Below are 22579 nucleotides of genomic sequence, written 5' to 3' on the forward strand. Positions count from 1 at the left end.
TGTCAGTTCTGCTCACCCGACCGTGCCCGCCACCGGCCGTAGCGGCGCATGGTGCGGTCGGCCAGGCCGTAGAGGGTCTTGTTGTTGAGGATCAGGTCGCGGGTGCGGGCGACGGGCTCGCGGCGGAGCCAGTGCGCCGCGCCCGCGGCCGTCGGGCGCCGGACGACGCCTTCGGCGACCTCGTGGGAACGGGTCTGGAGCTCCTGCTTGTAGCGCCAGCCGACGGACGGGCCCATGTCGATGTCCTGGACGCCGAGCGCGGCGGCCTGCTCGGCCATGTGCAGGTGCAGCGCGAGCCCGGGGGAGTACTTGGCGAACTGCGGGTCGTACACCGGGAACCACGTGACGAGCGTGCGGTCGCTGCGCAGCCCGAAGTGCCCCGCGACGGGACGTCCGTCGGCGTACAGCATGGACAACGATCCGGCGAAGTGCTCGCCGTGGGTGTGGTGCAGGCGTTCGACGAGTTCGGCCACCCACGGTTTGGCGAAGCGGTCGGCGCGGCCCATCGCGCGGTACTGGTCGGACTTCCACGCGCGGACGAGCGCCAGGGACGTGTCGTCGCGCACGTCGAAGGCGAACGTGACCTCGCCGACGTCACGGCCGAGCTTGCGCTCCTTGTACCGCGTCTGCTTGACGACCTTGGAGCCCTTCGCCTTGAGCCGGCCTGTGAAGCCCTCGAAGCCGCCGCGCAGGTCCATCACGGCCGAGTCGAGCCGTTTGGTGGCGTACGGAGCGAACCACGGCTGGTCGCCGACGAGCGTGCCGAACTCCCAGGCGGCGAGGCCGCAGCTGCGCAGCAGCCACCGGGCGTCCAGCTCCAGCCCGGAGGCGTGCACGAGGCCCTGGCCGAGCGACAGCCACCCGCCGATCGCGCCCGCGGTGGCGCGGCCGTGCTTCTCGAACGGGAAGAAGCCCACGATGTCGGCGCCCTCGGTGAGCACGGCGACGCGGGCGCCGTCGATGACGTGGTCGACCGCGATCGAGTAGCCGGCCGACAGGAACGGGTTGGCCAGGTGGGGCTGATCGGCTTGCATCTTGCGCCAGGCGGTCAGCTCGGTGTCACCGAGTTCGCGCGGACGGACGACGGACACGTGCATTGGGCGTCTCCTGTTGGCGGCGCGGGGAGGGCCGTTCGGGAAGGGACGGGCTAGCGGGAGTAGGTGAAGGGCAGGCGCGTTATGCCGTTGTCGAAGTTCGAGAGCAGGTAGGCGGGCTCTCCGCTCGCGCGCAGGCCGGGCAGCCGCGTGAACAGCTCCCGGAACATGATCTTCAGCTCCATGCGGGCGAGGTTGGCGCCCAGGCACAGGTGCGGTCCCGGTCCGCCGAACGCCACGTGCCTGCCCGGCTCGCGGGTGATGTCGAAGCTGTCGGGGTCCTTGAACGCCTCCGGGTCGCGGTTGGCGGCCGGGTAGAACAGCACGACCTTGTCACCGGGCCGGAACGTGTGCCCGCCGAGCTCGTACTCCGTGGTCACCGTCCGCCGGAACTGGATGATCGGCGACACGTACCGCACCAGCTCCTCGATCGCGCCGCCGATGTGCGCGTCGTAGTCCGACAGCAGGAGGTCACGCTGGTCCGGATGGTCGGTGAACAGCTTCAGCCCGTGCGTGAGCGTGTTGCGGGTCGTCTCGTTGCCCGCGACCAGCAGCAGGTCGAAGAACGAGCCGAGCTCGCGGATCGACAGCCGTTCGCCGTCGGGGTTGGCGTTGACCAGCGCCGACACCAGGTCGTCCGCGGGCCGCTCGCGCCGGACGCGGCCGAGCCTGGCCACCAGCCGGTGCAGGTCGACGATGGCTCTGAGATTGCCGTAGAGCAACCGCAGCGTGCGGGGGCTGGCCAGCGAGCCGCGGACGCCCGAGTACTCGGTCATGGCGTCCACCCGCGACAGGACGTAGGGCCTGGCCTTCTCGGGGATGCCCATCATCGCGCAGATGACGGCGAGCTGGAACGGCGCGGCGACCTGCGCGACGAAGTCACGCGGACCCTCCTCGACCACCGTGTCGACGACGCGGCTCGCGATCGCCTGGACCTCGTCCTCGATCCTGGCCAGCATCTTGGGGGTGAACGCGCGGAACACGATGCGCCGCAGCCGGGCGTGCGCCGGGTCGTCCATGTTGACCATCGGCGTGCCGAACAGCTTGGCCAGCCACGGCGGCGGCTCGGGCGACGTGGCCGCCGGCTCGCTGGAGAAGACCTTGGCGTTGCGGCTGGCCTCGACGACGTCGGCGTGCCTGACCAGCGCGTGGAAGCCCTTGCCCGCCCGGACGAGCGGCACGCGCGGCTCGGCGAAGTAGACCGGTGCGCCGAGCGCCCGGAGCCGGGCGAAGTCGGCGAGCCGGGCCTCGTGCGGACGGTCCCAGAACGCGATGTCGACCAGGTCGATGCCGAGCTCGCGCGCCCGGGCGGCGGAGTAGGGGGCGACGGTCATCTGCTGATCCACTTCACCTCGTACGGGCCGAGGGTGAGCGGGGCTCCCTCAAGCTCGGTCTGCGCGGGCCGGTCGGCAGTGTTGACCACGACGAGCTGCCGCCGCTGCGCCAGGACCCGTACCGCCGGGTTGGACGACCGGACATCGGCGAGCGGGGTGCCGGGCGGGAACCAGCGGGCGAAGTTCTGCAGCATCCCGAGGGTCGGGGTCGCGCCGCCGCCCGCGCTGCCCGACCACAGGCAGCCCGCGCAGCCGGCGGTGGCCGCGGTCTGCGCGTTCCAGGGCGTCTGCGGGCTCCAGTAGTAGGCGCCGGCCGCGCCGCCGCGGACGAACTCCATCATCGCGGCGGTGTGCACGGCCCCCCGGCGCTCGTCGGTCCAGTCCGACGGCACCGGCTCGACGTACCACTCGGCCCACCACACGGGCAGGCCGCCGCCGAGGGCGCGCAGCCACCGGGTCAGGTCGGAGAACTTCGACAGCACCTGGAACTCGTTGAGCCGGACCTCCTTCTGGACGGGCATGCTGTGCCCGTCGACCACGAGGAAGTCGGCGCCCTTCTTGTGCTTCATCCAGTATTTGATCGCGTCGAGATCACGTTGGTCCATCCGTCCCCAGGGGCCGGTCAGCTCGGAGGGACGGTTCTGGCGGCCGGGGGCGTCGCTGTTCAGGACCATGTACGGACCGCCCACCTTGATATCCTTGTTGACCTTTTTAAGGGTGGTATAGACCTTGTTGTAGAGCTTGGTGTAACCCGCGTAGTCCCAGCGATTGCGGGGCGGATACCAGAATCCCTTGAACTCGTTCCACACCGTGTAGTAGCGCACATCCGGATAACGCTTCGCGACCGCCCCGGCGAGTGCGGCGAAGTCGTCGAAATGATCGGGTTCCACCGCCAGTTCGAGCCGGCTCCAGTCGGTGTCGCCCGCCGGACCGCCCTTCATCCAGTCGGGGGCGCAGCACAGCGTGATGACGGGGGCGCCCTTCGTCTGCCGGATGGTCGCCATCCGCCGGTCGAGCGAGCTCCAGTTGAACTCGCCCGGCCGTGGTTGCGGGTTGTCGACGCCCCAGCCCATGATCGGCGTGACCTGCGGCATCGGCTGCGCGGACAGGTCGGTGAGCGCCTGCTGCGGCCCCTGCTGGAGATCCACGGAGTTCTGCGTGTGGGTGAAGCCCCAGGCAGGCCACCCGCCCGGCACCCCGGCGCCCACCCTGGTCGCGGGCGCGGCCGGCGCGGTCACCCCGGGCTCGCCTCCGCCCGGTCGCCGGCCGGTCACCGCGAGCACGATCGCCCCGATCAGCAGCCCGGCCAGCGCGGCGCCGAGCGCGATGAGGATCAGGCGCCGCCGGGGACGGCCGTGGCGTCCGTGGCGATTGCGGAACAACGCCGGACGATCTGGGGCACGGCTTGTTTCCGTGCGGGGGTGGACGTCCAAAGGGGCCCTCCTGGAAAGGGGTGGCCGGGTGTGCCGGTAAGTGAATCTGGCACAACTGTTAGAACGCCAGGAAGAGGTTGGGAGTTCAGCCTCCCGTTCACTTTTCTGTGCCCGCGGGAAGCGAATCCGAGATCAGCGACCGCACGGGCGGCACGACACTGCGTCGGGGGGTCGCGCCATTTGCCGTCCGTGCGGTCACGTCCTCCTCGCCCGGTGGGTGATATCCACCCCACCGACCGGGTCTCTACTCCTGTGTCACCTCAGCGACAGAGGTCCCTTCCGTACCGGAAATGACCCCGGCCCGGTCCGCCCCCGTCAGCGGATCGGGCCGCCGGGCCTCCCCTCCCCGCATCAGTCCCCTTCCGTGTCCTTGCGCGCTTGCTCGACGAGGAGCTCGCGCAGCTCGCCGGAGTCGTCGGCGGCGACGGTCATCGCATATCCCGCCTGGAGTTGGGCGTCGGTGAGGTCTCCGCTGCGGGTGGCGTACCAGCGACCGGCGTCGCTGCGCCAGACCAGCCACCCGGGGAACTCCGACTCGATGGCCGCCTTCAACTCGTCGAAGTCGCCCATCAAGGTCGTCCTTTCCCCGAGGCGGATGTTTCGTATACACAAGTCTTACTCGGTTATAAGTGGTGTCAAGCTGTCCGTAAGCGGACCGTCCCCCTGCGGATAGCGGGGAAGTTGGTCCCGGGGGCGCGACGAGGGGAGGTGGCGCCTATGCCGGACCGTCCGGCGTACCTCCGGATCGCCGACACGCTGCGCGACCAGATCCGGGCCGGTACCTACCCGCCGGGCTCACGGCTGCCGACCATGATCGACCTGTGCGCGAGCCACGGCGTCTCGGAGATCGTGGTCAGGCAGGCCATCGCGCTGCTGCGCGGGGAAGGGCTCATCGAGACCCGCCGCGGCGGCGGCACCATCGTCAAGATCTCGCCGCCCGCGCGCCGGGTGGCGATGGACCGGTACCGCGCGGTCTCCCGGCCGCTCGCGGTGCCCGCGACCACGTTCACCCACGACCAGAGGATCGGCTGGAGCGAGTACCGGCTCGACCGCCACTTCACCCGGACGAACGCCGACGCCGAGCTGGCGTCCCTCTTCGAGCTGCCCACCGGCGTCGAGCTCCTCCGCCGCCACTTCGTCTTCTTCGCACGCGGCGAGCCGCAGCAGATCTCGGTCAACTACCTGCCGTGGGACGTCGTCGGCGACAGCCCGGTCTCCGATCCCGCACGCGAACCCTGGCCCGGCGGCACCGTCGCCCAGCTCGAATACCTGGGGCATCCGCCGACCCGTGTCGAGGAGGCCGTGCGGGCCCGCATGCCCACCCCGGAGGAGGCCGAGACCCTGCACATCTCGTCCGGCGTTCCCGTGCTCGGCATCACCCGCCGCATGATCTCCCGCGCCCGGGTCATGGAGGTGTGCCGGGAGATCGTCATCCCCGCCGACCGTGTCGTCCTCGACTACTCGATCGATCTGTGAGCCGGATCGGGAAGCGGATCGGGGAGAGCCGGGATCAGTCCTGGTAGAGCCAGTCGTCGTCGTCCTCGTCCCGGCGGCGGACGGGCAGGTCGCGCCTGGTGACGTTCGCCGATGCCCGGGCCGGTGGGCGCGGGATGTGGAGCTGCCCGAGGCTTCGGGGGCGGTGCAGGCGGGCCAGACCGGCCACCAGGCCGCTCAGGAGCAGGACGGCGACCAGTCCCGAGCCGGGGGACCAGAAGCCCGCCATGAGCAGGATCTGGGCCGCGCCCGCGACCGTGACGATGCTCGCGGCGGTGGAGACGACGAGCCTGCCGACCGGGTCGAAGCCGCGCATCAGCGACCAGAACGCCGCGCCGGGAACGGCGAAGAGCAGCAGGGCCAGCACGATCGTCACGAGATGATCACGAACCTCTCGACGATGACCGCGACCACGCTGATCAGCAGGGGGATCGCGAGGACGGTGAGCGGGCGGAGGCGCCGCAGCTCGCCCGGCGGCAGCCGCAGCCGCCGCAGCTCGCGCGCCAGCAGCACGCCGAGCAGGACGGGCAGGTAGATGAGACCGGCCGGGGTCCAGGGCGAGTTGCGCATGCCGAGGCCCGCGGGCTCGGGCACCGTGGGCCGCGGTTCGGCGGGCGGGTTCTTGAGGCGGTAGACGGCGGCGTCCTTGTCGGCGAAGACCGTCGTGAGCTCGGGCGAGGCGGCCATCGCGCGCCGCATCCTAATCGCGTAGTCGGGGGCCAGACCCCCGGAGAGCACCTGGTAGTCCTCGTGGCTGCGGGTGGTGACGAAGAAGCCGCCAGGCCCCTGCTCCTTGAGGCGCTGGACGATCTGCGAGAGGTCGGCCGGGTCGGCGCGGTTGGCGACCACGGGCGTGCGGGTGAAGCGTTCCCAGCTCCGGTACGACCAGGGCATCACCGGTTCGCCGCCGACGAGCTCGGGGTTCTCGGCGCTCAGCCACACGACGCCCACCGCGCCGTCCGTCGAGCGCAGCATGACGTCGAACGCCTTCACGTCGCTCTTGCGCACCTGCTCGTACTTCTCGTTGCCGTAGCGGACCGACAGGAAACCGCCGGTGAGCAGCAGGGCGAAGACGGAGGCGGCCGCGACGGCGGGCCAGTGCCGGCGCGAGCCCGTGCGCAGGCGGCCCAGCCAGAGCCTGACCTTCGGGTCGCGCACGCGCGGGGCGTCGAACGGCGCCGGGAAGAACAGATAGGAGATCAGCAGGCAGGCGGCGGGCAGCATGAAGAAGTAGATGCGCAGCGCCAGCTCGCCGCCGTAGTTCTGCAGGCCGAACGAGGAGAACGGGACGAGCAGCAGCACGAGCGCCACGCGGTCGTCGATGCCGCGGGACCGCCGCCGCAGGAGGCCGGTCACGGCGAGGCCCACGACCACGACCGCGATCAGGATGCGCAGCATCTGGATGTCCTGGGTGGCGCCGGAGACGTTGCCGATCCGGCCGCCGGTGCTCTGCTGCACGTTGGTGAAGATCTTGCCCAGCCCGCCGAAGAGCTCGCCCTTGCGGCTGGACCAGTAGCCCACGGTCATGAAGCTGATCCACGCCGCGTACACCACTCCGGCGATGAACGGCAGGCCGCGCAGGTTGCAGCGGCGCACGAGCACCAGCCCCGCGCAGGACGCCGTCATCAGGAACGGGGTGAGCTGGTGCGCCGCGGTGCCCACCAGGATCAGGACGAACAGCAGGACCAGGAGGATCGACTGCTCCCGCACCCCCACCGGCTTGGCGGGCAGCTCGCCGGGGTCCTTGGCCCCGAACAGCCAGTTGTAGAGCCGCCAGAACCCACCCTTGCGTTCACGGGTGTCGCGAGTGCGGCGGCGTCCCGAACCGGTCGTCGTCTCGTCGTGGTGCCGGAACCAGTTGACCAGGATCGCCACGAAGAAGAGATAGAGCAGGTACGCGAACGCCTGGGGCGACAGGTAGTCCTGGCCGACCCAGTTCGCGGCGATGAACAACCACGCCGCGAACCACTTGGCCCGCCAGGTCGCCCTCAGCACCCGCAGGATCAGGATGTAGGGGACCAGGTAGAGCAGGTTGGTGACGGCGGGCGCCCAGCGCAGCAGCGGCTCGATGTCGTTCTGGCCGACCGCCTTCATGACGAACGCGATGAACGCGAAGAAGCCCGGAGTGGAGAAGCGGGCGTCCAGGTCCCAGCTGACCGTGTGGTTGCGCGTCACGTACTCGATGAAGCCCGCCGTCTGCCACGCGGTGGGGAACCGCGCGTTGGGCTCCAGCGCCAGCGTCACGCCGTGCAGCGCGAGGATCAGCAGCAGGATCTGTGCGGCCAGCAGCAGCCGGTAGGGCCGGCCCAGTGCCAGCGTCGCCATGAACGTGAGCACGAGCAGCGCCGCGCCGAGCAGGGTCGCGGCGGGCAGCACGCCGATGAGCCCGTAGCCGTCCATGGCTTCGAGGTCGACGCCGCGCAGCGGCGACCAGAAGAGCGCGAGGCCGAGCGTCAGCGTCGCGCACAGGGCGATCAGCACCGGCCGCGGCGTCCGTGGCGCCGGCGGCTGAACGGCCTGCTCGTCGCGGGGAACGTCCCCCTCGCTGGGCGAGGCCTGGCGAACCGTCACACGTGTTTCACCCCCCATGGCCGCTCCCCCCGTCCTCAAGAGATATCCCGCCCTCAGAGGCGGGGGAAGGCTTTGGCTTGGCCGCCCTCAGCAATCCGGGAAGGATCGCCGCCGCGACCACCACGTTCACCGCGACGATGATCAGGCCGATCGTGGCCAGGTGCTCGGAGTCGAAGAGCGCCAGGATGAGCGCCAGCACCCCCGCGAACCGGACGGCCTGCAGCAGCGCGATGAGGCGGGTGCGGTTCACCACGCGCAGCACGCCGATGTAGAGCTCGATGAGCGCCTTGGGCAGCACCGCGAGGGCCAGGATCTGCAGGAGCGGCGCGCCCTTCTCGCTGTAGTCGTGGCCGAAGAACTCCAGCGCGAACGGCGCCGCCACGATCACGACGACCACGACCGGCGTCATCAGCGTCAGCGTGCGGCGCAGGGCCGCCCGGGTCGACTCGGCGAGCCGCTCGCGCTCGAACGAGCCCTCGACCGTCAGCGACATCGACAGCGTGAGCGCCAGCAGGTCGAGCATCATGCCAAGAGCCCAGGCCATCTGGAAGTAGGCGTTGGCCGTCTCGCTGATGTGCGCGGCGACCACGACCGGGATGAGGCTGATCGAGGCGTACTGGAACGCGCCGCCCACGTACGCGCCGCCGACGTACCGGCCGATCTCGCCGTAGGTGGGACGCGGCCCGCGGCCGAAGTTCTCCCGGCTGTGCGCCGGGATCATGCGGCCGAAGATCAGGAAGCTGACCGGGACGATCGCGACCATCACCGGCACGAACCACGACAGCGTCACGCCGTCGTCGGGGAACGCCGCCGCGAGCGCCACCAGCATGACCAGCTTGGTCGCGCCGAAGACGGCGTTGACGACCGGCACCCAGCCGGCGTGCCGCAGCCCGGTGAACACGCCCTCCTGCTGGTTCCACAGGTTCCAGGCGACGGCCATCACGAGGAACCAGACGGCCGCCTTGCCCTCGTTCAGGTGCTGGAACGACGGCCCCCAGACCTCCAGCGTCGCGAGGAAGGCGAGCGCGAGCAGGGCCGCCGCCGCCGTCCCGGTGCCGTAGCAGACCAGGACCAGCGCCCTGGTGCCCCGCGCGGTCTGCGGGATGAACCGGATCAGCAGGAAGTTGAGCATGGTCACGCTGCCGACGAACATGATCGCCTGGATCACGGCCCAGTTGCGGCCGACGTCGTCGGGGGCGTAGAACTTGGCGCCCAGCGCCCAGTAGGCCAGCCCCAGCAGCCCGGTGAGGCCACCGTTGGCGACGAGCGCGTAGGCGTTGCGGAACAGCGGGTTGGACAGCTCTCGGCGCAGCCACCCCGGCTGCCCGGGGGGTTGCGGCGCGAGGACCCCGGGATCAGACACGGCGCGTCACCCGCCGCACCGCGTAGCGCGTCCGGCGGACGACGGCGAACCCGCGCGTGAGGGCACGATCCTTGAGATAGATCAGGGGGATGCCCCTTCCGTCCGCGACCCGTTCGAACGTGTCGAGCGAGGTGGACATGCGGACGGTCAGGCGGGGGATCGCCAGCGTGTCCGCACGGCCCTCCCGGCCGGCGCCGCCGAGCTTGTTCTCGACCGAACACGCGGCGTCATACCCGGCCGCCCGGACGGCACGCCGGACCCGCACGCTGGAGTAGCCGTACGGATAGGCCATCGTGATCACCGCGCGGCCGAGCCGGTCTTCGAGCAGGCCGCGGTTGCGGGTCAGCTCCGAGCGCAGGTCGGCGTCACCGAGCTGGTCGAGCTGCGGATGGCTGTGGCTGTGCCCGCCGATCTCGATGCCGTGCGCGGCGGCCTCGCGGACCTGCTCCCACGCCAGCATGCGGTCGAGCGGGCGCCCGGCCGCGTCGGCCCCGGCGTCGGCCAGCCAGCCGGTGGTGACGAAGACCGTGGCGGTGAAGCCGTGCGCGTCGAGGACGGGCAGCGCGTGCTCGTGGAAGTCGGCGTACCCGTCGTCGAACGTGATGGCCACCGGCTTGCCTGGCAGATCGCCCGCCGCGCCCGCCGTGCCCGCCGCGACGGCCGAGAACGGAACGGGCGTGAAGCCGCGATCCTTCAGCAGCGCCATCTGGTCGGCGAACGCACCGGGCCGCACCGCGAGCGCCGCCGTCGAGGGCGGAGGCCGCTCACAGACGGAGTGGTACATCAGCACCGGAACCCCGGTCATCAGACGACTCCTTCGCCGCCCGGCCGTCCACGGGTGGCCATCGCGCCCTGGTCGCGGCGGGCGCGGCGGGCCTGGCGGGCGCGGCGGCGTGCGGCGCCGAGCCCCACCCCGTAGCCCCACGCCGTCCAGGCGAGCCCGACCGTGATGGCGCCCGCGCGGCCGATCCCGGCCGGCTCGCCGCGGAAGGCGTCGCCGACGCCCTTCATCGCGCCGCGCGGGAGGGTCTTGAGCGCGTGGGCGCGTTCGCTGGCGAGCCCGTCCTGGCTGCCGACGCTCTGCGTGACCAGGGCCTTGGACAGGCCTTCGGCGTAGCAGCGTTCGCGGAAGTAGGAGAAGCGCGCGCGCTCGGGCGGCACGCGGTGCCAGATCACCGCCTCGTCATCGAAGACCAGCTCCGACCGCGGGCTGCGCTGGCGTAGCCGGATGCAGAACTCGGTCTCCTCGCAGCCCAGCGGCCGTTTGTGGAAGCCGCGCCCGATCCCGGTGCTGAAGCCGCCGGCGACGGGGAACATCTCGCGGCGGAACGAGGCGTTGCCGCCCATGAGGTTGCGGATGGGGCCTGGCCGCATGCCGCGGTACGTGCATCCGACGGTCCAGTCGAACTCCTCGGGGAACCAGCCCGGCCGCGCCCCGGTCGTCTCCGGCACGGGCGCCGAGACGAGCACGTTCGACGGAGTGGAGCCGGGCCACATCGGCAGGGTCAGGCCGCCGACCCCGGCCACCGCCGGGTCGTCGTAGTGGCGCGCGAACGCCTCCAGCCAGCCGGGCGCGGCGACCGCGTCGTCGTCGAGGAAGGCCACCACGTCGCCGCGAGCGACCGCGACGCCGGTGTTCTTGCCGCCGGACAGGCCGCGTCCCTCGCGGTTCTCCACCACCGTGACGCCGGTCAGCGACTCCCGAAGCCGGGCGTACAGCGCGGGGTTGTGGTCGACGACCACGATGATCTCTTCGGGCGCGTGCAGTTGGGCGCGCACCGAGGCCACCGCCGCGTGCACGTCGTCCCAGCGCCGCTCGGTGTAGGCGCAGATCACCACGGAGAATCCGATGCCGCTCATCCGGCCCGCCCCTTCAGCCTGGCGTAGGTCTTGAGCACCCGGTCGGCGCGCTTGTAGAGAGCGGGGTTGTCGAGCACGGCGCCGCGCGCCTTGTTGAGCGGCGTGGTGCGGAGCCAGTGCACCCCGGCGCCGGGCGTGGTCCGCGCGACCCGGCCCTCGGCGATCGGGATCTCGCGGCTCGTGAGGCCCTCCTTGAACTCCTTGCCGCCGCGCCCCATCGCGATCTCGGTGATGCCGTGCCCGGCGCAGCCGCGCGCCAGGTGGACGTGCCCGATCATGCCGGGGGAGTACTTGCCGAAGCGGAGGTCGTAGGCCGGGAACCAGCCCGCCATCACGTGCCCGTTGCGCAGCCCGAAGTGGGACGAGACCGGCTCGTCGCCCGCGTACAGCACGCTGAGCACGCCGAACCCCGTCTCGTGGAAGTGTTGGACGAGCCTGACGATCCATGGCCGCGCGAAGCGGTCGGTGCGGCCCGTACGGGTGTATTGGGCGGACTTCCACTCCATAAGCCGCCGCAGGTCGGCTCGGTCGTCGGAGGAGAAGACGTAGCGCACCTCGCCCACGTCGCGGCCGAGCTTGCGCTCCTTGTAGCGGATCGTCTTGTGCGTCTTGGGCGCGGCCTGCCGGGCCTTGTCGGCGAACGCGTCGAAGCCGCCGCTCAAGTCCATCACCGGCTCCACCCGCCGGACGCTGTGGAACGGGGCGAACGTGGGCTGGTGGGCCAGCAGGTGGTCGAAGTCCCAGACGCCGAGGCCGCAGGCGCGCAGCAGGGCGCGCGCGTTGAGCCGCAGGCCGGGCGGGGCGATGATGCCTTGCAGGTCGGTCAGGCCGAACCCGACCGGGTGACCGGTGCCGAGCGCGCCGCGTTCGTACGGGAAGAACGCGACGATGCCGGTGGCGTCCTCCACGACCGCGACCCGGACCGTGCACTCCGCGCGGAAGCGGTCGACGCCGATGGCGAACTCCGGCGCGAGGAACGGGCTCGCCAGGTCGGGGTGGGTCAGCTGGAGGTCACGCCATCGCTTGACCTCGGCCTCGCCGAGGTCGCGCGGGCGGATGATGGAGATCTTCACCGCGGGGGTGTCCCTACTCGGTACCGGTCCGGCTCAACGCCGCCGTCTGGAAGTGCAGCGGAAGGGGCTCGAGTGGGAGCGGCTCGGGCGGGCTGTCCAGGCGGCGCGCGAAGCGCAGCCGGACCATCGTCTTCAGCACGCGCCAGCCGTCGCGCCAGGTGTTGAGGTTGGACTCGCCGTGGCGTCGCTCGGTCTCGTGGCTGGCGACCTCGGCGATGCGCAGGCCGGCGCGGACCGCGTTGACGCACATCTCGGTCTCGATCTCGAAGCCGGTCGACTCCAGCTGGAGCCGCTCGACAGCTTCGCGGCGCAGGGCCACGTAGCCGTAGCACAGGTCGGACCAGTTCTGCCGGTAGAGCCGGTTGGCCAGCCCGGTGAGGGCGGAGTTGCCGAGCCGGCGCAGCCCCGTCAGGTCGTCGGAGCCGCCGCCGCAGCCGTACCGCGTGCCCTTGACGAAGTCGTAGCCGCGGCAGAGCAGGGCCAGGAACGAGTCGAACTCGGCCGGGTCCATGCTGCCGTCGGCGTCCAGCATGATGATTATTTCGGAGGTCGCCGCGGCCATTCCCGTGCGCATGGCGGTGCCCTTGCCGGTCGGGGGCTCGACGATGACGCGCGCGTCCGGCCGTACGGACAGCACGTACTCGACGGTCCCGTCGGTGGACTCGCCGTCGACGATCACGATCTCGTCGACCGCGGTGAGCCGCGGCATGAGCCATCGGAGGTTGGCGGCCTCGTTGAGCGTGGGGATGACCGCGGTGACGGTCGGCCAGCGCCGCGTGTGGCCCGACACGGACAGAACGTTGGCGGGACGCGCGTGGTTGAGGGAGGCTGCCCTCGACGCGGCGTCGACATGCCCCGAGCCGCGTGCCGTGGCACGCACGGAGTCAGGAGTTTGCATCGGAGTCCCCGTTAATGGTTGGCGTCTTGAACGGTTAGATGGCGGGTGAGCTCATCATGTTCAGGCCGCTTGCGCGGGGACTCCCGTAAGTTGCGCAGGATCGGCTACGTACCTGGTACGGCTCCAATTGGTAAGGGCCTCGTCACGTACCGCCTCACCGGTCATTCGGCATAATTCGGAAGAACTCATGATCGTTGATGTCCGCATGTGGCCAGAACAAATGATCGTCCTGACTTCGGCGCGATGAGATCACGGTGATTCGATCCGGCGAATGGCCAGAAATGGGGCATAGAGGCCTTGTGATCAGCCCGTTCGTTCACCGAGATGTGCGAGTGAACGCAGTGGCACATGAAGCCAGGACGGCCGATTCCGGGCCTCATAACGCACCTCGTACACCGCCTTGTCGAGCTCGAATGCGCGGACGAGCACCGAATGCGCCGCGGGATCGGCGCCGCCGGCCGCGGCATAACCACGGCAGAATGCCGCGCGGTTGCGCGCCGCCCAGGCGTGCGCGCGCATTTCGAGTTCGCGTGCGCCCTCGGCGGAGGTGTGCTCCTCGTCGGCGAGCAGGAAACGCGCCGCGTATTCGAAGGACCGCAGCATGCCCGCCACGTCCCGCAGCGGATGCGAGACCGCCCGGCGTTCGCCCGGCGACCGGGCGGGTTCGCCCTCGAAGTCGAGCAGCACCCAGCCGGTGTCGGTGCGCATGGCCTGGCCGAGGTGGAGGTCGCCGTGGATCCGCTGGAACGGCGGCTCCCCGACCAGCCCGGCGAACGCGTCGAAGGCGGCCGTGATCGCGCCGGCGTACGGCCCGATCTCCGGCACCTCCCGGCACACCTCGGCGAGCTGGCGGTGCATGCCCTCGGCCGCCGCCCGCATCCCGGCGACCGGCTGCCGCGTCACGCCGAACGCCGACGCCAGGTCACGGTGCACCGCCGCCGTCGCGGCGCCGAGCCGCTCCGACTCGGCGGCGAAGTCGCCTCCGGCGAGCCCCGGGTCGGGCTCGGCGCCCGGCGGCAGCGACCGCGCGAACCAGTCGCGGACGCTGGTGATGGCGAGCTGCCAGCCGTCGGTGCCGGTCCGCAGGAACTCCGACAGCAGGGCGAGCGTGGCGCCCTCGTCGTCGGCCAGCCCGGGACCGCCGGACCCTTCGAGCTCGATCCAGCCGTGCACGGCCGGAATGTGGGCGCAGCCCAGGTTGGTCAGCGCGAGGTTCACTTCGAGGTCGGGGTTGATGCCAGGGGACAGGCGCCGGAAGAGCTTGCAGATGTAGGAGTCGCCGAAGATCACCGAGGTGTTGCTCTGCTCGGCGGTGCCGACCACGCCGTCCAGGCCGGTCTCGACCGCCATGCCGGGCGCGTGGTGGAACCGCAGCGGCCCGACCACGCCGCCCTGCGCCATGAGCGCCAGCAGGTCGCGGGTCGCCCGCGGGTCGTGCGCGGCGTCGTAGAGCCACGGCCCGTTCGGCCCGGACATCCGTCCGATCTCGCCGGGCCGCAACCGGTCGGGCAGCTCGCCGCGCATGCCGAGGAGCAGCTGGTAGCGGTCCACGTCCTCGCCCTGCCGCACGGCGAGGACGAGATGGTGCAGCGCCGGATCGGCGGCCCGCAGCTCGGTCGCCGTCGCGATGGAGATCTCGTCGATGGCGCGGCCCTTGCCGGCGAACCACCGCTGCCGGGGCAGCCAGCCGGCGAGCAGCTCGGTGACGGGTTCCATGCCTACCTCACCTCGTCTGAGCGAGAGTCGTGACCGTCGTGCGGCGGCGGAAGCAGGAACCAGTAGAAGCCGTGTCCCGGCAGCGTCAGCAGGTACGGCAGCTCCCCGATGGCCGGGAACTGCACGCCGCCCATGCATTCGATCGGGGTGGAGCCCTCGAACCGCCGCAGATCCAGCTCCACCGGCTGCGGGAACCGCGACAGGTTGTTGACGCACAGGACCCTGTCGACCCCGCCCCACTGGTTGCCCTGCTCCGTGCCCATCTGGCCGCCGTTGATCTCCCGGACGAACGCCAGCACGCTGGGATTGGAGGCCGACAGCTCCACGTACGAGCCGACCCCGAACACCGGGTGCCGCTGCCGGATCTCGATCATCTTGCGGGTCCAGTGCAGCAGCGAGCCGGGGTTGTTGCGCTGGGCCTCGACGTTGACGGCCTGGTAGCCGTAGATCGGGTCCATGATGACCGGCAGGTAGAGCCGGGCCGGGTCGCACTTGGAGAAGCCCGCGTTGCGGTCGGGCTCCCACTGCATGGGGGTACGGACGGCGTCACGGTCGCCCAGCCAGATGTTGTCGCCCATGCCGATCTCGTCGCCGTAGTACATGACGGGTGAGCCGGGCAGCGACAGCAGCAGCGCGGTGAACAGCTCCAGCTGGTCGCGGTCGTTGTCGAGCAGCGGGGCGAGCCGCCGCCGGATGCCGATGTTGGCCTTCATCCGGGGATCTCTGGCGTACTCGGCGTACATGTAGTCGCGCTCTTCGTCGGTGACCATCTCGAGCGTGAGCTCGTCGTGGTTGCGCAGGAAGATGCCCCACTGGCAGTTCTCAGGGATCTTGGGAGTGGACGCCATGATCTCGGAGATGGGATAGCGCTGCTCGCGCCGTACCGCCATGAAGATGCGCGGCATCACCGGGAAGTGGAAGGCCATGTGGCACTCGTCGCCGCCGACCCCCGGATCGCCGAAGTACTCCACGACGTCCTCCGGCCACTGGTTGGCCTCGGCCAGCAGCACCCGGTCGGGATAGAGGCGGTCCACCTCGGCGCGGACCCGCTTGAGGTAGGCGTGGGTCTCCGGGAGGTTCTCGCAGTTGGTGCCCTCCCGTTCGTACAGGTACGGCACGGCGTCCAGCCGGAAGCCGTCGATGCCGAGGTCCAGCCAGAAGCGCAGCACCTCCAGCATCGCGTCCTGCACCGCCGGGTTGTCGTAGTTGAGGTCGGGCTGGTGCGAGAAGAAGCGGTGCCAGTAGTTCTGGCCGCGCACCGGGTCGTAGCTCCAGTTGGAGGTCTCGGTGTCGACGAAGATGATCCGGGCGTCGGAGTAGGCCTCGTCGTTGTCGGACCAGACGTAGAAGTCGCCGAACGGCCCGTCGGGATCGGACCGGGACGCCTGGAACCACGGGTGCTGGTCCGAGGTGTGGTTCATGACGAGATCGGCGATCACGCGGATGCCGCGCGCGTGCGCCTGGTCGATCAGCTCCACGAAGTCGCCGAGCTCGCCGAACTCCGGAAGGATCTTGGTGAAGTCGCTGATGTCGTACCCGCCGTCGCGCAGCGGCGACTGGTAGAGCGGCAGCAGCCAGAGGCAGTCGACCCCCAGCCATTCCAGGTAGTCGAGGCGCTGGATCAGCCCGCGCAGGTCGCCGACGCCGTTGCCGTCGGAGTCCTGGAAGCTGCGCACCGCCACCTCGTAGAAGACGGCGGTCTTGTACCAGTGCGGGTCGCGGGGCGTTCCGGGGCTGAACGAGTCGGGGACGGGCTCGGAGGTGACGGGGACGGCCTCGGGAGGCAGTTCGGGAATCGGTTCGTCGCGTGGGATTGGCCCTGGTGCGGGAGTGAAGGGGGAGGAAGAGGCAGGAGGGTTCAACTCTCGTTTCTCCGGAGCGTGAAGATGTGGGCCGGCTGGACGTGGGGATCGAGGCGCACGTAGTTGGCCTGCCGCCAGGTGTAGGTCTCGCCGGAGAACTCGTCGGTCACGGCGAACTCCGCGTCGGGGGCGAGCCCGAGTGCGGGCAGGTCGAGGTGCACGGTCGCCTCGCGGACCTGATGGGGATTGAGATTGACCACGGCCAGCACCACGTCGTCGTGTCCCGTCAGGGGGGACGACCCCCCTGTACCCCCCGGCCGCGCTTCGCTGCGGGGAATGGTGAGCTTCTTGGAGAAGCAGATGAGCTCGTGCTGGTCGACGGAATGGAACCGCAGGTCGCGCAGCCTGCGCAGCGCCGGATGCGCTCGCCGGAAACCGTTGAGCCGGCTGATGAGCGGCGCGATGGTCGTGCCCTCGCGTTCGGCCCGCTCCCAGTCACGCGGACGGTACTGGTACTTCTCCGAGTCGCGGTACTCCTCACTGCCGGGACGGACGGGCGTGTTCTCGATCAGTTCGTAGCCGGAGTAGACACCCCAGGTGGGCGACAGCAGGGCGGCGAGGATCGCGCGGATCTCGAACGCCGGGCGGCCGCCGTGCACCAGGTACTCGTTGAGGATGTCGGGGGTGTTGACGAAGACGTTGGGCCGCATGTAGGCGGCGGCCGGGCCGGCCAGCTCGCTGAAGTACTGCTCCAGCTCCCACTGGGAGTTCTTCCAGGTGAAGTACGTGTACGACTGGTGGAAACCGATCTTGGCCAGGGTGTGCATCATGGCCGGCCGGGTGAACGCCTCGGCCAGGAAGAGCACGTCGGGGTCGGTCTCGGCGACCTCGGCCAGCAGCCGTTCCCAGAACGGCACGGGCTTGGTGTGCGGGTTGTCCACGCGGAAGATCCGTACGCCGTGGTCCATCCAGAGCCGCACCACCCGCAGCACCTCGCGGTAGATGCCCTCCGGGTCGTTGTCGAAGTTGAGCGGGTAGATGTCCTGGTACTTCTTGGGCGGGTTCTCGGCGTAGGCGATGGTGCCGTCCGCCCGCTTGGTGAACCACTCGGGGTGCTCGGTGACCCACGGGTGGTCGGGGGAGCACTGCAGCGCCAGGTCGAGCGCGACCTCCATGCCGAGGTCGGCCGCGGCCTCGACGAAGGCCTTGAAGTCGGCGAACGTACCGAGGTCGGGGTGGATCGCGTCGTGGCCGCCCTCGGCCGAGCCGATGGCCCAGGGAGAGCCGGGGTCGTACGGCCCGGCTTCGAGGGTGTTGTTGGGACCCTTGCGGAACGTTCCGCCGATCGGGTGGATCGGCGGCAGGTAGACGACGTCGAAGCCCATCTCGGCGATGGCCGGCAGGCGCTTGGCCGCCGTCCGGAACGTGCCGGACATCGGGCCGCGGCGGCCGAGCGGGTCGAACGTGGAGCCCTCCGACCGAGGGAAGAACTCGTACCACGATCCGGTCAGGGCCCGTTCACGGTGGACGACGAGCGGGAACCACGGCGAGTCGGTCACCAGCTCGCGCAGCGGATGGCGTGCCAGGACGTCGAGCACGTCGGGGCGGCCCGCCGCGTCGAGCCGCTCCATGGCGTCGACGGTCACGTCGGCGAGCTGTTTCGCGAGCCGGGTGAGACGTGGCCGGTCCTTGGGCGGCATGCCCTTGGCGGCGCGCTCGAAGAGCAGCGACCCTTCGGTGAGCATCAGCTCGACGTCCTGCCCGCGCGGCACCTTGATGAGCGCGTCGTGGTGCCAGTGCGCGATCGGGTCGCCCCAGGCCTCGACGCGGTAGTGCCAGTGGCCGGGGCCGGTCGGTGTCACCTCGGCGCTCATCCGGTCGGTGCCGTCGTCGTGTCCGGTCATCGTGGCCGGGGCGAGCACCTCGCCGTCCGGCGTCCGCAGTACCACCGCGGCACCGAGCATCTCGTGGCCCTCGCGGAACACCGTGGCGGAGACCGTGAAGGTCTCGCCGACCACGGCCTTGGCGGGCCACTCGCCGCAGGTGCGATGGGGCTCGACGTCCAGGATGGGGATGCGGCCGATCCTCGGCACCGGCTTCGACGAATCAGGCTTGCCGGACATTCTGGACTCGACACGCATGCGCCACCTCTACCCGCTCGCGATTTCCAAAACCGTCCATGCCCGCGATCGGGCCCTTACCGTCCTGTAGCTTTCGATAACTTTGTGCGACTTGTCGGAAGCCGCCCGTGACGTCGCCCACCTGTGGCCGGGTCCTCCGGCATGGGGATTTGTGAGGACTCGGATAGATCCGTCTGGTGACGTTGTCGTGATGCGGGGTCGCGTTTCGAGGCGTTCTGCGCCTAGCGTTGCGGTACGTGAAGGCAATCCGACGATTCACCGTACGTTCTGTCCTTCCCGCACCGCTGCGCCGGCTGGAGCAGCTCGTCCTCAATCTCCGCTGGTCGTGGCACCACGAGACCCTCGACCTCTTCCGTGCCGTGGACCCCGAGCTGTGGGAGGCGGTCGGCCATGATCCGGTCCGCCTGCTCGGCGAGGTCTCGCCGGAGCGGCTGTCGCTGCTCGCGGTCGACCGGCGGTTCCTGCGCCGCCTGCAGGACGCGGCCGACGACCTGAACGAATACCTGACCGCGCCGCGCTGGTACCAGGACCTCGACGACGCGCCCGACGCCGTCGCGTACTTCTCGCCGGAATACGGGATCACGGCCGCGCTGCCGCAGTACTCGGGCGGCCTGGGCATCCTGGCCGGGGACCACCTCAAGACCGCCAGCGATCTCGGCGTGCCCGTCATCGGGGTCGGGCTGCTCTACCGGCACGGCTACTTCTCCCAGTCGCTGTCGCCGGACGGCTGGCAGCTGGAGCGCTACCCCACGTTCGACCCCAACGGGTTGCCGCTCGCCCTGCTGCGCGACCAGGACGGCGCGCCGGTACGGGTCACCATCGGCCTGCCGCAGGGACGCGATCTGCACGCCCAGGTGTGGCTGGCCCAGGTCGGGCGCGTGCCGCAGCTGCTGCTCGACTCCGACGTCGAGGACAACGACCAGGCCGCCCGCGACGTCACGGACCGGCTGTACGGAGGCGGCGGCGACCACCGGCTCCTCCAGGAGATGCTGCTCGGCATCGGCGGGGTCCGCGCCATCCGCGCGTACTGCCGCATCAGCGGGCATCCGGCGCCCGAGGTGTTCCACACCAACGAGGGGCACGCGGGCTTCCTCGGGCTGGAACGCATCCGGGAGCTGGTGTCGGAGTCCGGGCTGACCTTCGACGAGGCCCTCGAAGCGGTGCGCGCGGGCACCGTGTTCACCACGCACACGCCGGTGCCGGCGGGCATCGACCGGTTCCCGCGCGAGCTGATCCACAAGTACTTCGGCGGGGTGAACGAGGAGCCCGACGTGCCCGTGGACCGGGTGCTCGCCCTGGGCGCGGAGGACTACGCCGACGGCGACCGCACCGTGTTCAACATGGCCGTGATGGGGATGCGGCTGGCCCAGCGCGTCAACGGCGTCAGCGAGCTGCACGGCGAGGTCAGCCGGGAGATGTTCGGCGGCCTGTGGGGCGGGTTCGACACCGCCGAGGTCCCGGTCGGATCGATCACGAACGGCGTGCACGCCGGCACCTGGGTGGCCCGGGAGGTGCTCGACCTGGCCGCGCGCGAGGTGCCGGACGTGGTGGAGTCATCGCGCGGCTGGGAGGGCGTCCGGGACGTTCCCGAGAACGAGATGTGGCGGGTGCGCCGGACGCTGCGCGAACGCCTCGTCCGGGACGCGCGGCGGCGGCTGCGCGAGTCATGGCGGCAGCGCGGCGCCAGCGGGGCCGAGCTGTCCTGGGTAGAGGGCGCGCTCGACCCCGACGTGCTGACGATCGGGTTCGCGCGCCGCGTCCCCTCGTACAAGCGGCTGACCCTGATGATGCGCGACCCCGAGCGGCTCCGCGCGCTGCTGCTGCACCCCGAGCGGCCCGTCCAGATCGTGATCGCGGGCAAGGCGCACCCCGCCGACGAGGGCGGCAAACGCCTGATCCAGGACATCGTGCGCTTCGCCGACCAGGAGGACGTGCGGCACCGGATCGTCTTCCTGCCCGACTACGACATGGACCTCGGGCGCTCCCTCACCCAGGGCTGCGACGTGTGGATGAACAACCCGCTCCGGCCGCTGGAGGCGTGCGGCACCTCCGGCATGAAGGCGGCGCTGAACGGCGGGCTGAACCTGTCGATCCGGGACGGCTGGTGGGACGAGTGGTACGACGGCCAGAACGGCTGGGCGATCCCGTCCGCCGACGGGCTGGCCGCCCCCGACCGCCGCGACGCGATCGAGGCCGGGGCGCTGTACGAGCTGATCGAGGACCACGTCTCGGTGATGTTCTACGACCGCGACCCCGCCGGGCTGCCGCGCCGCTGGCTGGAGATGGTCAAGCACACCATCGTCACGCTCGGGCCGAAGGTACTGGCGTCCCGGATGGTCCGCGACTACGTCCACGACCTCTACGCCCCGGCGGCCCGGTCGGGCCGGGCGATGGCCGCCGGGGACCACGCCGGCGCCCGGGCGCTGGCGGCGTGGAAGCAGAAGGTCATCAAGGCCTGGCCGGGCGTCGCGGTCGAGCACGTCGAGACCAGCGGGGAGGAGAGCCCGCACGTCGGCGCGAACCTGCCGGTACGGGTCGTCGTGGACCTCGGCGGGCTGGACCAGAAGGACGTCGCCGTCGAGGTCGCGTACGGCCGGGTCGACGACACCGACGCGCTGGTCGATCCCGCCTATCTGGAGCTCACCGGCGGCGATCCCGTGGAGAACGGCCTGCTGCGCTATGTCGGCGAGGTCCCGCTGGTCAGGAGCGGCGCGTTCGGCTACAGCGTGCGCGTCGTGCCCCGGCATCCGATGCTGTCCGGTCGCGCGGAGATGGGCCTGGTCGCCCTGCCGCCACCGCCGCACGGCATGACGAACGGAGACCTCCGCTAGGCGGCGTGTCCGGCCGCGTCCGCCGGGTCCTCGTCGTCCTCGGCGGGAGGGTCGGGCAGCTGCCAGGTCGCGACCACCAGCGGCAGGAGCGCGTGGGTGACCAGGAGCGCGAACAGGATCAGGAACAGCGCCGCCGACGGCACGTGCAGCTCGTCGTCGCGGTCGGAGAACATCGTCGCGGCGGTGGCGACGACGATCAGCGCCGTCGTGCACTTGTACGCGGTCGAGAACGCGCGGAGCCGGGCGAGCTGCTGGCGCTCGTCGAGCTCGTGCTCGCGCTTGGAGGTCACGCCGCGGGTCACCGCGATGAGCTGGCCGGCCATCGGCAGCCCGAGCACTATGAGGACGCCGAGGATCACGAAGTTGGCGATCATCGCGGTGTCGGAGGGGGCCAGCGCCCACGAGATGGCCGCGTCCGCCCAGAGCAGGCCGAGCAGGGCCGCGCCCGTGCCCGCCAGGAGGCGGCGGTTGCGCCGCCGGGCGTAGCGGCCGGGCATGCGCCGCTCCAGCTCGGCGTCCAGCTTCTGGAGGCGCTCGGCCCGCCTGGCCTGTGACCTGCCGCGTCGCTCGCTCCAGCGGCCCGCGCCATCGTGTGCCTTGGAGTTCATCGTGCTGTGCTTCCAATCCGGGGGAAGGGGTTGAGGGAGAAGACGACCTCGACGGGGACCTCGAAGTACTCGGCGATGCGCAGCGCCAGATGCAGGCTGGGGCTGTATTCGCCGCGTTCGAGATAGCCGACGGTCTGGTAGTGGACGCCGAGCGCGGTCGCCAGGTCGCGGCGCGAGACGCCGCGCTCGGCCCGGAGCATCGGGATCCGGTTGTGGACGTGCTCTTTGTCGTCCTTGCTGGGGGACATCGGCCGGGCTGCGCCCCTCTCTGTACGGTTCTCACGACGGTATTCAGTAGCTCTGTATCTGTTGATAGCAGTTGTACTACATATACTCGCAGGAGTGCAACAGACTGTTGAAC

Annotated in this window: 18 protein-coding genes; 2 read left to right on the top strand and 16 right to left on the bottom strand. The window is 70.6% G+C overall.

Annotated features, from left to right (window positions below):
* Window positions 1-2: 2 nt before the first annotated feature.
* The 4 genes from ABD333_RS00445 to ABD333_RS00460 all read right to left on the bottom strand — a co-directional run bounded on the left by ABD333_RS00445 (window position 3) and on the right by ABD333_RS00460 (window position 4431).
* On the bottom strand, window positions 3-1097 hold the full coding sequence (locus tag ABD333_RS00445; protein WP_344536569.1) for a GNAT family N-acetyltransferase: 1095 nt from the start codon (window positions 1095-1097) through the stop codon (window positions 3-5).
* Window positions 1098-1147: 50 nt separating this feature from the next.
* A complete protein-coding gene (locus tag ABD333_RS00450) occupies window positions 1148-2428 on the bottom strand; it encodes a cytochrome P450 (RefSeq protein WP_344536571.1) in 1281 nt (426 codons plus the stop codon).
* Window positions 2425-3810: a xylan 1,4-beta-xylosidase gene (locus ABD333_RS00455; protein ID WP_344536573.1), complete on the bottom strand. Its 1386-nt coding sequence runs from the start codon at window positions 3808-3810 to the stop codon at window positions 2425-2427. Before ABD333_RS00455 ends, ABD333_RS00450 begins: the two co-directional genes overlap by 4 nt.
* A gap of 402 nt (window positions 3811-4212) precedes the next feature.
* Window positions 4213-4431, bottom strand: coding sequence for a hypothetical protein (locus tag ABD333_RS00460; protein ID WP_344536574.1), 219 nt, complete (start codon window positions 4429-4431; stop codon window positions 4213-4215).
* A 147-nt stretch (window positions 4432-4578) separates the two neighbouring features.
* Between ABD333_RS00460 and ABD333_RS00465 the strand changes: the two genes are divergently transcribed.
* Window positions 4579-5337, top strand: a complete 759-nt coding sequence (locus ABD333_RS00465; RefSeq protein ID WP_344536575.1) for a GntR family transcriptional regulator — start codon at window positions 4579-4581, stop codon at window positions 5335-5337.
* A gap of 34 nt (window positions 5338-5371) precedes the next feature.
* On the opposite strand, the gene ABD333_RS00470 is transcribed toward ABD333_RS00465, so the two are convergent.
* The 10 genes from ABD333_RS00470 to ABD333_RS00515 form a co-directional block, all read right to left on the bottom strand.
* Window positions 5372-5731 (bottom strand): hypothetical protein, encoded by a 360-nt coding sequence (locus ABD333_RS00470; RefSeq protein ID WP_344536577.1) that lies wholly within the window; start codon window positions 5729-5731, stop codon window positions 5372-5374.
* A complete protein-coding gene (locus ABD333_RS00475) occupies window positions 5728-7926 on the bottom strand; it encodes a hypothetical protein (RefSeq protein WP_344536579.1) in 2199 nt (732 codons plus the stop codon). The genes ABD333_RS00470 and ABD333_RS00475 overlap by 4 nt, the downstream gene beginning before the upstream one ends.
* Before the next feature lie 7 nt (window positions 7927-7933).
* Window positions 7934-9289 (bottom strand): lipopolysaccharide biosynthesis protein, encoded by a 1356-nt coding sequence (locus ABD333_RS00480; RefSeq protein WP_344536581.1) that lies wholly within the window; start codon window positions 9287-9289, stop codon window positions 7934-7936.
* The gene (locus ABD333_RS00485) at window positions 9282-10094 is read right to left on the bottom strand and encodes a polysaccharide deacetylase family protein (protein WP_344536583.1); all 813 of its coding nucleotides are present in this window, start codon (window positions 10092-10094) and stop codon (window positions 9282-9284) included. The genes ABD333_RS00480 and ABD333_RS00485 overlap by 8 nt, the downstream gene beginning before the upstream one ends.
* Entirely contained in the window at window positions 10094-11149 is a 1056-nt protein-coding gene (locus ABD333_RS00490; protein WP_344536584.1) for a glycosyltransferase family 2 protein, read from the bottom strand. Before ABD333_RS00490 ends, ABD333_RS00485 begins: the two co-directional genes overlap by 1 nt.
* Window positions 11146-12222 (bottom strand): GNAT family N-acetyltransferase, encoded by a 1077-nt coding sequence (locus ABD333_RS00495; RefSeq protein WP_344536586.1) that lies wholly within the window; start codon window positions 12220-12222, stop codon window positions 11146-11148. Before ABD333_RS00495 ends, ABD333_RS00490 begins: the two co-directional genes overlap by 4 nt.
* A gap of 13 nt (window positions 12223-12235) precedes the next feature.
* Complete coding sequence (locus ABD333_RS00500) at window positions 12236-13012, bottom strand: glycosyltransferase family 2 protein (RefSeq protein WP_344536587.1); 777 nt, start codon at window positions 13010-13012, stop codon at window positions 12236-12238.
* Between the two features lie 411 nt (window positions 13013-13423).
* Complete coding sequence (locus tag ABD333_RS00505; RefSeq protein ID WP_344536589.1) at window positions 13424-14836, bottom strand: maltokinase N-terminal cap-like domain-containing protein; 1413 nt, start codon at window positions 14834-14836, stop codon at window positions 13424-13426.
* A gap of 2 nt (window positions 14837-14838) precedes the next feature.
* On the bottom strand, window positions 14839-16623 hold the full coding sequence (treS, locus tag ABD333_RS00510; RefSeq protein WP_344538775.1) for a maltose alpha-D-glucosyltransferase: 1785 nt from the start codon (window positions 16621-16623) through the stop codon (window positions 14839-14841).
* A gap of 71 nt (window positions 16624-16694) precedes the next feature.
* Window positions 16695-18779 (bottom strand): alpha-1,4-glucan--maltose-1-phosphate maltosyltransferase, encoded by a 2085-nt coding sequence (locus ABD333_RS00515; RefSeq protein WP_344536591.1) that lies wholly within the window; start codon window positions 18777-18779, stop codon window positions 16695-16697.
* Between the two features lie 236 nt (window positions 18780-19015).
* Here ABD333_RS00515 and glgP point away from each other — a divergent pair, with 236 nt between their 5' ends.
* Window positions 19016-21610 carry an alpha-glucan family phosphorylase gene (gene glgP, locus ABD333_RS00520; RefSeq protein WP_344536592.1) on the top strand — a complete coding sequence of 865 codons (2595 nt, stop codon included), beginning with the start codon at window positions 19016-19018 and terminating at the stop codon, window positions 21608-21610.
* On the opposite strand, the gene ABD333_RS00525 is transcribed toward glgP, so the two are convergent.
* Together ABD333_RS00525 and ABD333_RS00530 are read right to left on the bottom strand one after the other, a co-directional pair.
* Entirely contained in the window at window positions 21607-22218 is a 612-nt protein-coding gene (locus ABD333_RS00525) for a hypothetical protein (protein WP_344536593.1), read from the bottom strand. The genes glgP and ABD333_RS00525 overlap by 4 nt on opposite strands.
* On the bottom strand, window positions 22215-22466 hold the full coding sequence (locus ABD333_RS00530; protein WP_344536594.1) for a helix-turn-helix transcriptional regulator: 252 nt from the start codon (window positions 22464-22466) through the stop codon (window positions 22215-22217). The genes ABD333_RS00525 and ABD333_RS00530 overlap by 4 nt, the downstream gene beginning before the upstream one ends.
* Window positions 22467-22579 lie beyond the last annotated feature (113 nt).

The organism is Actinomadura fulvescens (assembly GCF_039533225.1).
Classification (GTDB): domain Bacteria; phylum Actinomycetota; class Actinomycetes; order Streptosporangiales; family Streptosporangiaceae; genus Spirillospora; species Spirillospora fulvescens.

Coding starts and splice junctions, on each gene's coding strand:
- ABD333_RS00530 (WP_344536594.1), bottom strand. CDS start 22,466: ATGTCCCCCAGCAAGGACGACAAAGAGCACGTCCACAACCGGATCCCG.
- ABD333_RS00450 (WP_344536571.1), bottom strand. CDS start 2,428: ATGACCGTCGCCCCCTACTCCGCCGCCCGGGCGCGCGAGCTCGGCATC.
- ABD333_RS00485 (WP_344536583.1), bottom strand. CDS start 10,094: ATGACCGGGGTTCCGGTGCTGATGTACCACTCCGTCTGTGAGCGGCCT.
- ABD333_RS00465 (WP_344536575.1), top strand. CDS start 4,579: ATGCCGGACCGTCCGGCGTACCTCCGGATCGCCGACACGCTGCGCGAC.
- ABD333_RS00515 (WP_344536591.1), bottom strand. CDS start 18,779: ATGCGTGTCGAGTCCAGAATGTCCGGCAAGCCTGATTCGTCGAAGCCG.
- ABD333_RS00490 (WP_344536584.1), bottom strand. CDS start 11,149: ATGAGCGGCATCGGATTCTCCGTGGTGATCTGCGCCTACACCGAGCGG.
- ABD333_RS00445 (WP_344536569.1), bottom strand. CDS start 1,097: ATGCACGTGTCCGTCGTCCGTCCGCGCGAACTCGGTGACACCGAGCTG.
- ABD333_RS00460 (WP_344536574.1), bottom strand. CDS start 4,431: ATGGGCGACTTCGACGAGTTGAAGGCGGCCATCGAGTCGGAGTTCCCC.
- ABD333_RS00505 (WP_344536589.1), bottom strand. CDS start 14,836: ATGGAACCCGTCACCGAGCTGCTCGCCGGCTGGCTGCCCCGGCAGCGG.
- ABD333_RS00525 (WP_344536593.1), bottom strand. CDS start 22,218: ATGAACTCCAAGGCACACGATGGCGCGGGCCGCTGGAGCGAGCGACGC.